Annotated in this window: 13 protein-coding genes; all 13 read left to right on the forward strand. The window is 45.7% G+C overall.

Annotation, left to right across the window (positions count from 1 at the left end):
- Positions 1 to 560: 560 nt before the first annotated feature.
- Positions 561 to 1,952 (forward strand): stage II sporulation protein D, encoded by a 1,392-nt coding sequence (gene spoIID, locus PQG66_RS15520; protein ID WP_272038627.1) that lies wholly within the window; start codon positions 561 to 563, stop codon positions 1,950 to 1,952.
- Positions 1,953 to 2,060: 108 nt separating this feature from the next.
- On the forward strand, positions 2,061 to 2,801 hold the full coding sequence (locus PQG66_RS15525; protein ID WP_272038743.1) for a M23 family metallopeptidase: 741 nt from the start codon (positions 2,061 to 2,063) through the stop codon (positions 2,799 to 2,801).
- A 171-nt stretch (positions 2,802 to 2,972) separates the two neighbouring features.
- Positions 2,973 to 3,260 carry a sporulation transcriptional regulator SpoIIID gene (gene spoIIID / locus PQG66_RS15530; RefSeq protein WP_272038628.1) on the forward strand — a complete coding sequence of 96 codons (288 nt, stop codon included), beginning with the start codon at positions 2,973 to 2,975 and terminating at the stop codon, positions 3,258 to 3,260.
- A 220-nt stretch (positions 3,261 to 3,480) separates the two neighbouring features.
- Entirely contained in the window at positions 3,481 to 4,479 is a 999-nt protein-coding gene (locus PQG66_RS15535) for a rod shape-determining protein (RefSeq protein ID WP_272038629.1), read from the forward strand.
- Between the two features lie 103 nt (positions 4,480 to 4,582).
- Complete coding sequence (locus PQG66_RS15540; protein ID WP_272038630.1) at positions 4,583 to 5,467, forward strand: flagellar hook-basal body protein; 885 nt, start codon at positions 4,583 to 4,585, stop codon at positions 5,465 to 5,467.
- 81 nt (positions 5,468 to 5,548) lie between these two features.
- Positions 5,549 to 6,388 carry a flagellar hook-basal body protein gene (locus PQG66_RS15545; RefSeq protein ID WP_272038631.1) on the forward strand — a complete coding sequence of 280 codons (840 nt, stop codon included), beginning with the start codon at positions 5,549 to 5,551 and terminating at the stop codon, positions 6,386 to 6,388.
- Between the two features lie 11 nt (positions 6,389 to 6,399).
- Positions 6,400 to 6,627, forward strand: a complete 228-nt coding sequence (locus PQG66_RS15550) for a DNA-directed RNA polymerase subunit beta (RefSeq protein ID WP_272038632.1) — start codon at positions 6,400 to 6,402, stop codon at positions 6,625 to 6,627.
- A gap of 481 nt (positions 6,628 to 7,108) precedes the next feature.
- Entirely contained in the window at positions 7,109 to 7,540 is a 432-nt protein-coding gene (fabZ, locus tag PQG66_RS15555; RefSeq protein WP_272038633.1) for a 3-hydroxyacyl-ACP dehydratase FabZ, read from the forward strand.
- 261 nt (positions 7,541 to 7,801) lie between these two features.
- Complete coding sequence (locus tag PQG66_RS15560; RefSeq protein WP_272038634.1) at positions 7,802 to 9,523, forward strand: phospho-sugar mutase; 1,722 nt, start codon at positions 7,802 to 7,804, stop codon at positions 9,521 to 9,523.
- Positions 9,524 to 9,710: 187 nt separating this feature from the next.
- A complete protein-coding gene (locus tag PQG66_RS15565) occupies positions 9,711 to 11,732 on the forward strand; it encodes a DUF5693 family protein (protein WP_272038635.1) in 2,022 nt (673 codons plus the stop codon).
- Entirely contained in the window at positions 11,708 to 12,940 is a 1,233-nt protein-coding gene (gene csaB, locus PQG66_RS15570) for a polysaccharide pyruvyl transferase CsaB (protein ID WP_272038636.1), read from the forward strand. The genes PQG66_RS15565 and csaB overlap by 25 nt, the downstream gene beginning before the upstream one ends.
- Before the next feature lie 7 nt (positions 12,941 to 12,947).
- The gene (locus tag PQG66_RS15575; protein ID WP_272038637.1) at positions 12,948 to 13,706 is read left to right on the forward strand and encodes a WecB/TagA/CpsF family glycosyltransferase; all 759 of its coding nucleotides are present in this window, start codon (positions 12,948 to 12,950) and stop codon (positions 13,704 to 13,706) included.
- Between the two features lie 374 nt (positions 13,707 to 14,080).
- Entirely contained in the window at positions 14,081 to 15,208 is a 1,128-nt protein-coding gene (locus PQG66_RS15580; protein WP_272038638.1) for a glycosyltransferase family 4 protein, read from the forward strand.
- The last annotated feature ends 138 nt before the right edge of the window (positions 15,209 to 15,346 follow it).

The following is a 15,346-nucleotide window of genomic DNA, read 5'->3' on the forward strand; positions in this document are numbered from 1 at the left end:
TATAATCCCGGATGTGTTGCTCCGTATAAATCACTGAAAACTGTGGATTGCGGATACGAGAGAACATGCAGCAGGATGAATGTTTAAAAAGCTAAGCCTTCGGGTTTGGCTTTTTTGTTGTTTTTACATGTTTTATGACATCATTGATTTCGCAAGTTTAAACGAGAACGTCAAGGTTCTATGGCTCGTAATAATTAAACGATGATCCGCTTATTGATTAGACTTAAGCCTTCCTATGAATACGATAGATTGACGAACGCCATATGTAATACCTGATTCTATTAATAGCTGGTCCTAATCTGGATAATATAATGTCTGATTCTCTATCAGTACACAACACTATGCTACATACCTGATCGACCAATCCCACTGCCTGAGATACGTAGGCTCAATGTTTTCGGGCAGACAACTTAATAAAGAGGCATTCTGTCGCATCATTTAATAGCCGAGGTCTCTCTTAAATCTGGTTCTATCAGATGAAGTAAACTCATATCTTAAACTATGGATTTGACAAAAGAACCGGTTAAGGCCCGGTCATGAACAACGGAGGGTTATCTCGGATGAAAGAAGCTCGTGTACAGGTCAAAGTACCTCTTGTCCCAAGGCCCAGGGTGCAGAATTCGGAGGAGAGTTCCATAGACGTTGCAGCAGAGAAAGACAAGCCCGCCCCAACAAATCATAGAAGCAACTCATCATCGATCAACACATTGTATATGTCAAAGGGGAGCAATGTTGAAAAGATATCTATCAGGAACAGGCATCATGTAACAAAAGATCTTGAAGAGGCTGCTGAACGGAATATTCATTTTCCCGTTATAGAGTTTGATCAGTTGCGAAAAGTGAAGCGTCGGCGTATGCGTGCCTTTGGACGTCGTCACCACTGGGGTCATCTTCGGGGAGGTTGGCATCCTGCAGCAGCAGTTTCCGTTCTGCTCATTTTAGCGATCACTATTCCAGTCATTCTGGTATGGCCGCGAGCAGGTGAGCAAGTCAAATCAACTCCTGCTTCAACAGGTGTAAGTTCAAGCAGTCGTTTACAGAATCCAGCGCCTGTACCAGCCGTGCCTTTAACCTATCCTGAACCCAAAGTGCGCGTTTATTTGTCTGCGTCAGGGACAACAATCGAGCTACCGCTTGAAACGTATGTAACAGGGGTTGTTGCTGCGGAGATGCCGGCAGAGTTTGAACTGGAAGCACTCAAAGCCCAAGCGATAGCAGCACGTACGTTTATTGTGAGAAGACTTGCTGCTAACGATACGAGTGGTGTACCTTCCGGCACAGCAGATGTAACAGATACGGTGAGTCATCAAGTGTTCATTCCACCATATAAAGTGGAGGCGGACTGGAGCCGACTTGGCAAAGGAAAAGAGTGGGGGAAACTGCAGCAAGCAGTCCAGGAAAGCCGAGACACTGTTATGACCTATGAAGGTCGGGCCATTACAGCATCCTTTTTCTCAACTAGTAATGGATATACAGAAAATGCAGAGGATGTATGGGGCAACGCTGTACCCTATCTGAAAAGTGTAAATAGTCCATGGGATAAGAAGCTCGCCCCGGGATTTAAAGAAACGGTTACGATGAAGCGAAGTGACATTTTGCAAAAAATGAATCTGGATTCAATTCCGGTGAGCACTGGTACGGGGGGATCTTGGATGAAAGTGTTATCGACCACTGCGGGACATCGTATCAAGGAGATGCAGATCGCAGGCGAAACATTCAGCGGACCGGAAGTGCGCAAACGCCTCGGGCTCAGATCCAGCCAGTTCAGCTGGAGTTTAAAAGGGGACGAAGTACAGATCACAACGTATGGATATGGTCACGGAGTCGGGATGAGTCAGTGGGGAGCGAATGGTATGGCACAGGAGGGGCACACGGCTACCGAGATTTTGAAACACTATTATACGGGAATCTCCTTCGGACAGGCATCCAAGATGCTAGCTTCAAAACATTAACTACTCTCCCCCATATATAGCACTCTTTGAAAGTAGTGTGAAAATATTTAGAGTCGCACGTGTATAAAAGAGTTGCACCCGGTAACACTTGTTACTGAGGTGATCAAGATGAATGAACAAAACAACAAAAAAACAGTCCAAGAAGAAACTCCTAAAACAATGCCAGGAGTACCGGCAGCTCAGCCCTCTTCATGGAGAAAAGCAATGTCCAAACGCTGGGTTTTCCCCGCAGTCTACATCGCAGCAGCAGGTATTATACTAACTCTAGTGTGGGTCTACCAGGGAACAGGCGATAAAGCGCTGAACCCAGACTCTGCTAAAGAAGCAGTAGAAAGTAGTGCAGCGAGCACTCAGGGAACTATGACAGATGGAGAACAGGATAGTGTGGAAGTGGTTGCGAAAGTGGAAGATTTCGTTTGGCCAGTAGCTTCTTCGTCCGATATTTCGGTCGTGAAACCATTCTATGACAACGAAGCTTCAAGTGAAGAACACGAAGCAGCGATGGTACAGTACAATGACACATTCATTCCGAATACAGGTGTGGACCTGGCACGTGGTGATAACCAATCATTTGAGGTCAGAGCAGCACTCAGCGGAAAAGTTACACGTGTTGAGCAAAACCCGCTCACAGGTCAAGTGGTTGAAATTACCCATAGCGATAACCTGAAAACTGTATACCAAAGTCTTGCGGACGTCAAAGTGAAACAAGACGATGAGGTGAAGCAAGGAGATGCGATTGCATCTGCTGGTGTGAGCGAACTTGGCAAGAACTTAGGGAACCACCTTCACTTTGAGGTTTATGAAGATGGCCAACCAGTGAATCCGCAAGGATATCTTCCGGAAAAATAAATGATTTATACCGCAATACGATGATGGGCAGGGGTGAATAACCTCTGCTCTTTTTATGCTTTTCAGAAAATATTGGGACCTCCGAAGCTTGTCACACCTCTAAACCGCGAATATATAGGCATGCTCCTCATATAATGTACCAAACTATCCACACAGTAGGGAGGCGGGAGCGTGCACGATTACATCAAGGAACGGACCATTAAAATTGGTCGCTGCATTGTTGAAACGAGAAATACGGTCCGTACCATTGCCAAAGAATTCGGCGTGTCAAAGAGTACTGTGCATAAGGATCTAACGGAGCGTTTGCCGGAAATTAACCCTGATCTTGCTGACCAGGTCAAACACATTTTGGAGTATCATAAGTCGATCCGCCATTTGCGGGGCGGTGAAGCAACCAAAATCAAGTACAAAAAAACGAGTGGGAAAAAACATGAGGTACTGGCTTCCGCTAAATCATAAGCAAATTCTTCAAGAACTAGGCCAAAAAGCTCACAGTATGGATTGAATCCCTCCCCTGAAGTATGATATGTTAAAAGCTGGTACAGGATCGAATTATGACATCTTATCAGCCCGATTTTTACATATATATGTTGCACTTTGTCGAACGAGCGGTGACGTGATAAGAGACACTATTTCACAGGATACGCTGACCAAATAATATCACTTTGGGGGCTCTTTTATGTTTAGCAAGGATATCGGTATTGATCTTGGCACGGCGAACGTGCTTATTCACGTGAAAGGAAGCGGAGTGGTGCTTAATGAACCTTCCGTCGTGGCCATTGAAAGCGATACGAAGCGGGTCCTTGCTGTCGGGGAAGAGGCTCGTCGTATGGTAGGACGTACGCCAGGCAACATTGTTGCCATCAGACCGCTGCGCGATGGTGTTATTGCGGATTTTGAAATTACGGAAGCGATGCTTAAACATTTCATTAATCGTGTCGGGGCTAGAAGTTGGTACAGCCACCCGCGAATTCTGATTTGTGCACCAACGAATATTACTTCCGTAGAACAAAAGGCCATCCGTGAAGCTGCGGAGCGCAGCGGTGCCAAAGAAGTGTTTCTGGAAGAAGAGCCGAAAGCAGCAGCTATCGGTGCAGGTATGGATATTTTTCAGCCGAGCGGCAATATGGTCGTAGATATCGGCGGCGGAACGACTAACGTTGCAGTCCTGTCTATGGGCGACGTAGTCACCGCCTCTTCTATTAAAGTTGCAGGGGACAAGTTTGATGAAGCCATTACCAAGTATATCAAAGCCAAATATAAACTCATGATCGGGGAGCGGACTGCGGAGGATATCAAAATTGCAGTGGGTACCGTCAATTCGGCTGCACATCGGGCTGAGATGGACATTCGCGGTCGGGATATGGTAACTGGTCTGCCTGTGACCGTTACGGTGTCAGCAAGTGAAATACAGGAAGCACTATGGGATTCCGTGCAATCCATTATCGCTGCAGCCAAATCAGTATTGGAACGCACACCGCCTGAGCTGTCTGCGGATATCATCGACCGTGGGGTTGTTCTGACGGGTGGTGGCGCATTGCTAAATGGACTGGACGAACTTTTATCCAATGAATTACATGTACCGGTATGGGTTGCAGAGGATCCGATGCACTGTGTGGTTAAAGGGACAGGTATTATGCTAAATAATTTGGATCAAGTGGTTAAGAAAAAGTTCTAATCTGCCGATATATAGAGCAACTGGTTCATCAGACAGGTGAACAGAACGGACAAATCGCGGTCTTGCAATGCAGGGACAAGCGTTTGAGGAGAGGGGTTCATCCATGTTAAGAGGTCTGTACACAGCTGCTGCGGGAATGATTACAGAGCAACGCCGTCATGACACAGCGACACAAAATATAGTAAATATGAACACAACGGGATACAAGCAGGTAAACACTGTAAAACGCTCATTCCCAGAAATGCTCATTACTTTAACAGGCGGGGATGCCAATCTTCCAACGAAGCGACTGGGCAGGCTTAACTCTGGTGTATTCGCAGAGGAAAGTTTATCTATGAATGTTCAGGGGACTCTTATGGAAACGAAGCGGAATAGTGATTTTGCGATCTCCTCTAATCTGATTGTGAATGATCCGCAGACAGGGCAGCCTATTCCGTTTGATGCTTCAGGCAAATGGGTCCGCGCAGATGGAACGACAACATTCCAGCCGCAGGCTTATTTCACGGTTAGGGACGCTGAAGGTAATACACGTTACACACGCGATGGTCATCTGAAAGTGGATGGGACGGGACAACTTCTCAGCTCAACCGGTTCTCAGGTGCTGGATAATAATGGACAGCCAATCGTGTTGACAGGTTCTGTGGAGCAATTTAAAGTGGATGAGCAAGGCCGACTTATTAATGCGGTTACGGGTGATCTAACAGGTGTTAACCTTGGAATCAGTATCATTGATCAGCCGAATCAACTTATTCGTCAAGGTGACGGTAATTTCAGTCTGAGCGAAGAAGAGGGAGCAACGGCTCGTATGATGGCTGCTGCTGATAATGTCCAGATTCATCAAGGTTATCTGGAAGGATCCAATGTGGATGCCTCTCAGGCCACCATTGATATGAATGCTGCATTTCGTGCATATGAAGCTAACCAGAAGATCATTCAATTCTATGATCGGAGTTTGGATAAAGCTGTTAACGAAGTTGGTCGTGTATAACCCACGAGTGTAATCATCTAACCACGTAGTGAAGAACGGAATGTTCTTTTTCGAAGCAAAGCAGGGAGGCTAAATCACCGCATGAACAATTCCATGATTAGTGCTAAGGTATCCATGACTGCGATTCAGCAGCGACTGGATGTCATTTCCGATAATATTGCCAACGTGAATACGGCAGGCTATAAGAGTAAACAGGCAAACTTTGAGGACGTACTGACCCGTGTGCAGCAGCAGGATGACAAGTATAAGCTGGACGGACGTTCAACTCCAATGGGATACAATTTGGGGTTTGGAGCACGTCTCGTTAATCTTACCAGAGATATGTCCCAAGGAAGTATGAAAGAGACAGGGAATCCGACAGATCTGGCTATTGAAGGTAATGCATTGTTTGCAGTTGAGGCGAATGGACAAAAAGTATGGACTCGTCAAGGGTCATTTCATTTTGTGCCCGATATGCGTCCAAAAGCGAATCCTAATGATCCAGATCTAATGGTATTGGTCAATGGCGATGGTCATTTTGCTTTGGATCGTCGTGGGGAGTTAGTTACAGCACCAAGAAATAGTACAGTTGCTTTTGATGAAAAAGGGAACTTGCTCATGCGTCAAGGGAATGCAGCAGACGCAGTCATTACAGGACAGCTACAGATGGTTGATATTGAGCGTCCTGAAGGGCTTATGCAGCTCTCTGATAATCTGTTCGGTCTGAAAGCCGGGTTAACTGAGAACGATGTATTCGGGGCTAACGCGGCAACGCGTGCGCCTGAGGCATCCATTCGTACAGGTTTTCTTGAAGAGTCTAATGTGGATCTGACGCAGGAAATGGCGCTCCTCATGCAAGGTCAGCGGACATACCAGCTGGCAGCACGGGCGCTGACATCCAGTGATTCCATGGCGGGTCTTGCCAATAATATGAGAGCGTAAAGGTGGATGGGATGACAGAAACACAGCAGCAGAACAACAAGCCGGAACAGAAGGAAGTCAAGAAGAAAAAGAAGAGTTGGGGACGCATCGCAAGATGGTTTCTAATTCCTGTTCTGCTTGTTCTTGCCCTCGCTGGCGGAATGGTCGCTGGATATGTGGTACTGGGCAAACAGGATATCAGTTCCGTGTGGCAATGGAGTACTTGGAAGCATGTCTATGATCTGGTATTTGCTCCATAATATAATGAGTTCAGCGAAAACTCCTGCGTAGGCAGGAGTTTTCTTTTTGGTGTTGAAAACAGTATAATGGTGGGTGAAGTTTAATGTCAGAAGAGGCCTCTCCTGCGATAGACATTCATCATCATCGCGAAGAGAGACCCCTTATCTCAACCTTCACTACTGCAGTCATGAAGGATATCACTAGTGTTAACCCTAAATCAACATTTCATACAACCTAAAAATGAAAAGTAAAAACCATTTATATGAGGATTGACTTAATCATATCTGTTTTTTTGTGATCACGATAAGTAGAGGAAACAGAATTGTTCTAAGAAGCGGAGCGTTCGCGTTTGTCACAGAATTTTGCCCATTATAATGGGATCATTAAAATTCGGGGACAATGGCGATCAAAGAACGATCTGTTTCCGGAACGACCTAAGTGAGCATATAAAAACTTTATGATGGAGAGCCTCGTATAAACACCCCGAGAGGAGATTATATCGTGCTTGATATCAAACAAATTCAATCCATTATCCCGCATCGCCCACCGTTCTTGTTGGTGGACAGAATTTTGGAGATGGAGGATGGTAAACGTGCCGTTGGTCTGAAAAATGTTACGATTAACGAACCATTCTTCGTTGGTCACTTCCCGGAATATCCAGTAATGCCGGGTGTGCTGATTACGGAAGCCTTGGCTCAGGTTGGTGCAGCAGCAATGTTAAATCTGGAAGCTAATAAAGGCAAAATTGGTTTCCTGGCGGGCTTGGATAATTTTCGTTTTCGTGGACAAGTTGTGCCTGGAGACACTTTGATTTTGGAAGTAGAAATCACACGGTTGAAAGGTTCCATTGGCAAAGGCCAAGCTACTGCTCGCGTGGAAGACAAGATTGTCGCTGAAGGCGAGATCATGTTTGCACTTTCAGACCCTAGCTGATTACATAGGCATCTATAGGTGTTGCGATATTTAATCGCATGCATGCGGGTAAGTTGAACTAATTTGCACATATACGGAGAGGACAGAGAGAACCTGAAAAGTGAAGTGTTCGCCTAAAAACGTTTCTGTAAGGAAGCTACATCTGAAGCATAGGCGTATCACTGGATTTTCCCCTGGTGCAAATGTTTTTGGTTCAACTTATGACGATGCATAGCTAAGCTGATTACAGAATTTTATATAGACGGAAGGGGCTTATTGGATATGGAACAGTTAAGCGCAGCAGCAGCCGAGACGTTGCAGCAATGGTTGGAGGATGCTTCCATTGATGAAGCAACCAAACAGGAGCTTCGTGATTTGAAGGATCAGCCAAAAGAGCTGGAAGAACGTTTCTACAGAAATCTGGAATTTGGTACAGGTGGACTACGTGGTGTAATTGGTGCTGGAAGCAACCGAATGAACAAGTATACAGTAGGTCGTGCAACGCAAGGTTTTGCTCGATATTTGCTGGAGCAGCATGGAGATAAGGAAGGCAGACCTTCCGTTGTAATCGCTCATGACTCCCGTCATTTCTCACCAGAATTCTCGCTGGATGCGGCGCTGGTACTTGCAGCAAACGGCATTGTAGCTAAGCTGTATCCATCCCTGCGCTCCACACCACAATTATCGTTTAGCGTGCGCCATCTGCAAGCTACGGGCGGTATCGTAATAACAGCGAGTCATAATCCTCCGGAGTACAATGGATACAAAGTGTACAATAGCGAGGGTGGACAGTTGGTGCCACATGAAGCAGAGCAAGTGATTAAGTACATCCAGGAAGTTCCTTCTCTGGCTGATGTGAAAAAGCTGACGCAAGAAGAAGCCGAAGCTCAAGGGTTGTTAATCTGGCTTGGGGAAGAAGAAGATCAGGCGTTCGTAGACACGGTGGCGAGCCGCAGTCTGAGTCGCGAGCTGATCCAATCTGGCATCGGTCGTGATTTCAAAATCGTATACACACCGCTGCACGGTACAGGGAATCTTCCGGTTCGGCGCGTATTAGAACAGATCGGTTTCGAGCAGTTGTACATCGTTGCTGAGCAAGAGCAGCCAGACGCTGAATTTTCTACGGTGAAATCCCCTAACCCGGAAGAGCGCGAAGCATTCACACTGGCGATGAAGCTGGGCGAATCGGTAGGAGCCGATATTCTGATCGGTACAGATCCAGATGCGGACCGTATGGGTGCTGTTGTAAAAGACAAGGATGGTAAATATTTTGTCTTGTCTGGTAACCAATCAGGTGCCATTATGGTACATTATCTACTGAGTCGTCTCCAAGAGACAGGTACGCTACCAAGCAACGGTGCAGTCATTAAAACCATTGTAACGAGCGAGATGGGTGCAGCCATCGCACAGCATTACGGTGCAGAAGTGATGAACACTCTGACAGGCTTCAAATATATCGGTGAAAAAATGAACCAGTTCGAAGCTACAGGAAGCCATACATTCCTCTTCGGATATGAAGAGAGTTATGGCTACCTCTCCGGCAACTATGCCCGTGACAAGGACGCTGTCCTTGCCTCGATGTTGATTGCCGAAGCGGCTGCCTACTATAAGAACCAAGGCAAAACCCTCTATGATGTGCTGCAGGAGCTGTACGGCCAGTTCGGATACTTCCTGGAAAAACTAGAATCCCGCACACTCAAGGGTAAAGACGGCGTTGCACAGATCCAGGCGAAAATGACCGACTGGCGCTCTAACCCACCGAAGGAAGTTGCGGGGATTGCAGTTCAAGATGTACTGGATTATTCTCTCGGTCTGGATGGACTGCCGAAGGAAAATGTGCTGAAATTTATTTTGGCAGACGGTTCGTGGTTCTGTCTTCGTCCTTCCGGTACAGAACCGAAGATCAAAGTGTACTTCGCTGTTCGGGGAGAGAGTCTGGACGTTGCAGAGGGCCGGATCGAACAACTTGTTGCGGAAGTCATGTCGCGTGTAGACGCACAATAAAACAAATGGTACTGTAGGACCAGGATTAGAAGGCCTCTCCGCACCGTAAGGTTGGTTGGCGGAGGGGTTTTTCTTTGAAATATTGGAAGTATGACAGCATATTAGAGTGCGTGTTAACACATGCTGAACGTAAGAATTATAGGAGCAGAACGTGTAATTGGTTCCAACAACTGAGGAGGTACAAGTAGTGCGTCAAAAATGGGTTTTATGGAATAACGCTTCCCGGAAGTGGTTGTGGCTCATCGTTATTATTGGTTTGGTAGCTTCCATTCCAGTTATCCGTGATCGGGTACAGACTGAATCATCTGCGAATAAAGTGGAACTGGTCTTCAATTATCGGGGACTACTGGATATTTCTGCGTATCAGGCTCATCCACAAGATTTTATTGATCAACAAACGACACGGCTGAAAGAAGCCGGTGTGACAACAATGGCTGTATTTGAGAGCACATTGGACGAACTTAAGAAAACTCGTCGCTTGATGGTTTACTCTGGTCAAGATCTAGCAAATATGACAAAGGACGTTATTCCTTCCAATGCGAACTATACATATGTGTTGTTCACATCTGAAGAAAATGCGCAGATATATGCTCCAATCATTGAACAAACGTTCGCTGAGCGTCAAATCCCGATTCAACCATGGGAGTATGAAGGCCGCAGCGGCTTGATATTGCAGACACCGCCGGAGACTGCGAACATGCAACCGATGCAGCCTGATCCAGTTGCAGTGAAAATGTTGCTTGATAAAGGTTTTCATATTTTACCTCGCATCTCTGATACCGTTCCTTATAACCAGCAATCCATGGAACGACTGCTCGCCTTCTTTGAAGAGAATGGTGTGACACGTATCTTGTTTGATGGGGATGCGGTCAAAGGGTACAATGATAATGCAGAGATGAAAAGTCTAGATCAATTTGCTGCGTTGCTGAACAAGCATGGCATTGGGCTGGCAGCAATTGAGAATCTGAAAAAGCCACAATCTGGATTTGAGACGCTGGCATATAAGACTGATTACAATGTCACTCGTTTGTATTCACTAAGCGATGCAGATGCTAATCTAAAGGAAGATGTCATTGCCGACCGTTTTGTGCTGGCAACGAAGGATCGCAACATTCGTATGATTTATATGAATGCAGCGCCAAGCCGAAATACAGCCAAAGCAGCGATTACAGACCCGATCGACAATCTGATCAACAGTTTGGGTGAACCGGGTCATGCTGTTGAACGTATGGCCAAACACGGTTTTGAGCTTGGACAAGCTGAAGCATTTAAAGTGAAGGAATCATCCATTCAACGGTATGCGAAGTTGGTTGCTCTCATTGGAGCAATCGCATTGATTACACTAATGGTTTCTTATTTTGCACCTGTGTTTACGATTGCAGTATTCTTGCTTGGTTTGGTAGGAAGTGCAGGACTGTTCCTGTTGAAACCAACATTGTTAGAGCAGGGAGTTGCCTTGCTAGTAGCCATTGCTGCTCCAACGATTGCTATGGTGCTAGCTGTTCGTACCGTTAATGCGACGCAGCTTCGACACCCAGATGCCCCTGCGGGCCGTCGTTTGGTTCAAACCATCGTTTTGTATGTAAGAACTTCAATTCTTTCATTGGTAGCTGTGCCCTTTGTAATTGCACTGCTAAATAACATCACATATAGTCTGGTTATTAACCAGTTCCGCGGTGTGAGTCTGCTTCATTTTGCACCAATTGGATTGGTAGCACTCTATATTGTGTTCTATCGTGGATCAGGTTCAATCTCTGTGAAACAAGTGAAGGACATGCTCCGTATGCCAATCAATATTTTGATGGTAGTATTGGCGCTTGTTGCTGCCGTTGTTGGATATTATTATTTGAGCCGTACGGGCAACGCTGGTTCCGTTACACCATTCGAGATGTTCCTCCGTACGACGCTGGAAGATACGTTTGGCGTACGCCCTAGATTCAAAGAATTTGTGCTGGGACACCCACTGTTTATCGTTGGCGTGTTCGCCGCTTTAAAATACCGTAAAGTCATCTTTGTGCTAATTATCGCTACGATGGGTCAATTGTCCATGGTGGATACATTTGCGCATATTCATACACCGGCTGTATTGTCTCTGATTCGCGGTGTGATGGGACTCGGACTTGGCTTAATCTTTGGTATCATTGCTGTGGGTGTGTGGCAAGTCGCGGAAGGATGTTGGAAAAAATGGTCACCACTTCTAAAAAGTTAGTTATCTCAGGATATTACGGATTTCGAAACAGTGGAGATGAAGCTGTACTGAAATCGATCCTGACGGCACTAGAGGAAGAAAGTCAGCGATCAAATGTGACGATCGAACCGATTGTGCTATCCATTGATCCCGAATGGACAACTTCAATGTACGGCGTTCGTGCGGTGCATCGAATGAAGTTGAAGGAAGTTCGTGAAGCACTTAAGGAAAGTGATGGACTGATCAGTGGCGGAGGGAGTCTGCTACAGGATGCAACGGGATTAAAGTCCATTCCTTATTACTTGGGTGTGATCAAGCTGGCTCAGTGGTTGAAAAAACCTGTCTTTATTTATGCTCAGGGGATCGGCCCTGTTAACCGTAAATTTTTTAACCCGATGATCAAATCGGTATTTAAATCTTGTACTTATGTATCGGTTCGAGATGAACAATCTGCAGATTATCTACGTGGACTTGGACTGAAATGGAATCAGATTCATGTTGTACCTGATCCCGTGATGGGTTTGCCATTGCCAGAGAATAACTCATCATTCCGGGAACAAGGAGACACACCTTTTGCGGTTGAACAACCAGCCCATAAAGGGACTCCAATGGAGGCGACAGAGGCTGTGCCCGCAGATCAGCAAGAAACGGAAGTGTCTAAAGGCAAGCATGCCAACCTACCGGTAATCGGTGTGTCTGTTCGGTTTTGGGAAGCGGATCGCAAGGAGCTGACAGCCATTGCGACTGGACTGAAGAAAATAACTGCGAAGAAGGCTGTACATTTCCGTTTCCTGCCGTTTCATCTTCCCGATGATGTGCAGGCATCCCGTTTTATTATGGAAATGCTCGGTGATGTGACCAGTAAAGGCAGTGAAATTAGCATTACCGAGGATCTCACCGATCCACAACAGATGCTGGAGGAAGTAAGCCGCTGTGATCTGATGATTGGTATGCGTCTGCATAGCCTGATCTACGCTGCTTCACAGTATGTCCCGCCAGTGGGCATTTCGTATGATCCCAAAATCGATCAGTTCATGCTTCGTCTGGAGAGCGAGCCTGTGGGTAATACCCGTTCGCTAGATGCCGATAAACTTGCCGAGCAAGTTACTCGACTGCTGGATCAGCGTTCGCAGTGGCTGAAGCAACACGAGGATCAAATCACTGCATTGAAGCAGGAAGCTAGAGAACCCGCGAAGCAAATTATTACCTATTTAGGCCGCAAAGGATGAGATAACAATGAGTCAGACCGGAACGATTCCGACCGTTTCCATCTATGGTATACCCTTTTCCAAGTTAACAATGAAAGAAACGGTACAGGTACTTGAAGAAGCCGTATTGTCGAAACAGCCACATCAGGTTATAACGGCCAATCCAATTATGGTTATGGCTGCGCTGGAGGATAAGGCAATCATGAAGGTGATGCAGGATGCCGAGATCATTGTTCCAGATGGAACCGGTGTTGTCTGGGCAGCCAATTACTGTGGTGATCCTGTAGCAGAGCGAGTTCCGGGGTATGATCTTTTACATGAATTAATGCGAGTTGGAGAAAACTATCGATGGGGCGTATACCTCTTGGGTTCTACCTCGGAAGTGATTCAAGAAACGGCCGTTCGGTTACAACAGCAGTATCCGGCAATTCGTATTGTGGGTTACCGCGATGGTTTCTTTGGTCCGTCTGAAGACGAACAGGTTATAGCGGACATTCAACAAGCTGCACCTGATTTGTTATTCGTTGCTCGCGGAGCGGATACACAAGAACCTTGGATTCACAAATACAAACATACGCTGCAAGTTCCTGTAATGATGGGCGTTGGCGGTAGTTTTGATGTCATCTCTGGTAAAACCAAGCGGGCGCCTAAACTCTTTCAAAAGCTAAGATTGGAATGGTTTTATCGTTTATTACGTGAACCTAGCCGCGCTGGACGTATGCTTGCGCTTCCGAAATTCGCTCTCAAAGTGATGCGGGACAAAGAAAACGTGATAAAACCCCGTTAAAAACAGGTAATTGCGAGATAAATGCTTGTTTTTGCTAGAAATTGATGATAGCTTTTCGGATGTGATGAGCGTATAATTCATTCCGGCACATACGTGTGCCACTCAAATGAAATTATATTAGTTGCACTAGGCACTCCGATGTCAGAATAACCTTTCGCTCGCCCTTATCCCCAAATTTCAATTTATTCTTGTTCAAGGATGAAATTCGGTGATAAATGCGAACGCTGCGCTTCTACAGGTTGTTTCTGCCCTCTCCGTTAAAAGTGCAACATTGGATTTTCATCAACAGTGACAAATATGTTTTTTATATATAGAAAAAGAGATTAGGGGATTTATAATTTTTTCGGTACTAAAATTGGGGGTCGAATGTTCAAATGATAGCGATCTTTATCATTGGATTTATTGTGTCGATGGGACTTGCATTAGCTCTTACACCGCTTGTTAAAAAGTTCGCAGTCCGTATTGGTGCTATGGATACACCGAATGCACGTAAAGTGCATACTCGGATTATGCCGCGTCTTGGCGGTCTAGGAATATTTTTAGCTTTCATCATTACGGTTGCAGCATTGCTTCCGTTTGTATCTGCCTGGTTTACAGCGAGGGATATGAGTTTTGTTAGTGCATTTCTTATCGGGGGTACCATCATAGTGTTAATTGGTGCACTTGATGATCGGTTTGAACTGTCAGCTAAGGTGAAGTTGCTCGGACAACTCTTGGCTGCGGCTGTAGTAGTTTTTGGATTTAACATCCGTGTAGACTTTGTCAATATTCCGTTTCAGGATGCCTATTCTTCACTTGAGTCTTGGGTATCCATCCCGTTAACTATTTTGTGGATTGTTGGTGTAACCAATGCCATCAACCTGATTGATGGACTGGATGGTCTGGCGGCTGGTGTATCTGGTATTGCCATTGGTACCATTGCGGTGATGTCTTTCTTAATGGGCAATACGATGATTGCTTTGATGTGCTTGGTGCTGCTCGGCAGCATTATCGGATTTTTGTTCTTTAACTTCCATCCAGCCAAGATCTTCATGGGGGATACCGGTTCGTTATTCCTTGGGTTCTCTCTGGCGATGCTTTCTATGCTCGGATTTAAACAGATCGCAGTCGTTTCTTTCATTACGCCGTTGATTATTATCGGTGTGCCACTCTCGGATACATTATTTGCTATTATTCGTCGTGCGGTGCAACGGAAGCCGATTTTCTCACCGGACAAAGGACATCTACACCACTGTCTGCGTGAACTTGGTTTCAGTCATCGTCAGACGGTGTTGATCATTTACGGTATTGCTGCTTTTTTTGGTGTGCTGGCCATAATACAGTCCTCGGCAGCGATGTTCGAAGCTAACTGGGTGACGTTTGTAGTGATTTGTATCATGATGTTCTTCCTGCAGGTAGGTGCGGAGGTTATTGGACTTGTTAGCAAAACCAAGAAACCAGTTATCAACTTTTTAATGCGTATGCGCGTGAAGCTTAATCCGCAAACCCGATCCAAATCTTAAATAGAACATATTGATTTCTGCTATTGTTAATATCATTTCTGACCCTGACCTTATCCCGTTTGCGGATAAGGTTTTTTGTTTATTTTAAGTATTTTACTAAATATTTGGAACCTCACCGCCGATAAATAAAGGTAACTG

Source organism: Paenibacillus sp. JJ-100 (genome assembly GCF_948329825.1).
Classification (GTDB): Bacteria; Bacillota; Bacilli; order Paenibacillales; family Paenibacillaceae; genus Paenibacillus.

Excerpts from the sequence above, each read along its gene's own strand:
- PQG66_RS15560 (WP_272038634.1), top strand. The coding sequence starts at position 7,802 with ATGGAACAGTTAAGCGCAGCAGCAGCCGAGACGTTGCAGCAATGGTTG.
- csaB (WP_272038636.1), top strand. The coding sequence starts at position 11,708 with ATGGTCACCACTTCTAAAAAGTTAGTTATCTCAGGATATTACGGATTT.
- PQG66_RS15545 (WP_272038631.1), top strand. The coding sequence starts at position 5,549 with ATGAACAATTCCATGATTAGTGCTAAGGTATCCATGACTGCGATTCAG.
- PQG66_RS15540 (WP_272038630.1), top strand. The coding sequence starts at position 4,583 with ATGTTAAGAGGTCTGTACACAGCTGCTGCGGGAATGATTACAGAGCAA.
- PQG66_RS15525 (WP_272038743.1), top strand. The coding sequence starts at position 2,061 with ATGAATGAACAAAACAACAAAAAAACAGTCCAAGAAGAAACTCCTAAA.
- PQG66_RS15535 (WP_272038629.1), top strand. The coding sequence starts at position 3,481 with ATGTTTAGCAAGGATATCGGTATTGATCTTGGCACGGCGAACGTGCTT.
- PQG66_RS15580 (WP_272038638.1), top strand. The coding sequence starts at position 14,081 with ATGATAGCGATCTTTATCATTGGATTTATTGTGTCGATGGGACTTGCA.
- PQG66_RS15575 (WP_272038637.1), top strand. The coding sequence starts at position 12,948 with ATGAGTCAGACCGGAACGATTCCGACCGTTTCCATCTATGGTATACCC.
- spoIID (WP_272038627.1), top strand. The coding sequence starts at position 561 with ATGAAAGAAGCTCGTGTACAGGTCAAAGTACCTCTTGTCCCAAGGCCC.
- PQG66_RS15550 (WP_272038632.1), top strand. The coding sequence starts at position 6,400 with ATGACAGAAACACAGCAGCAGAACAACAAGCCGGAACAGAAGGAAGTC.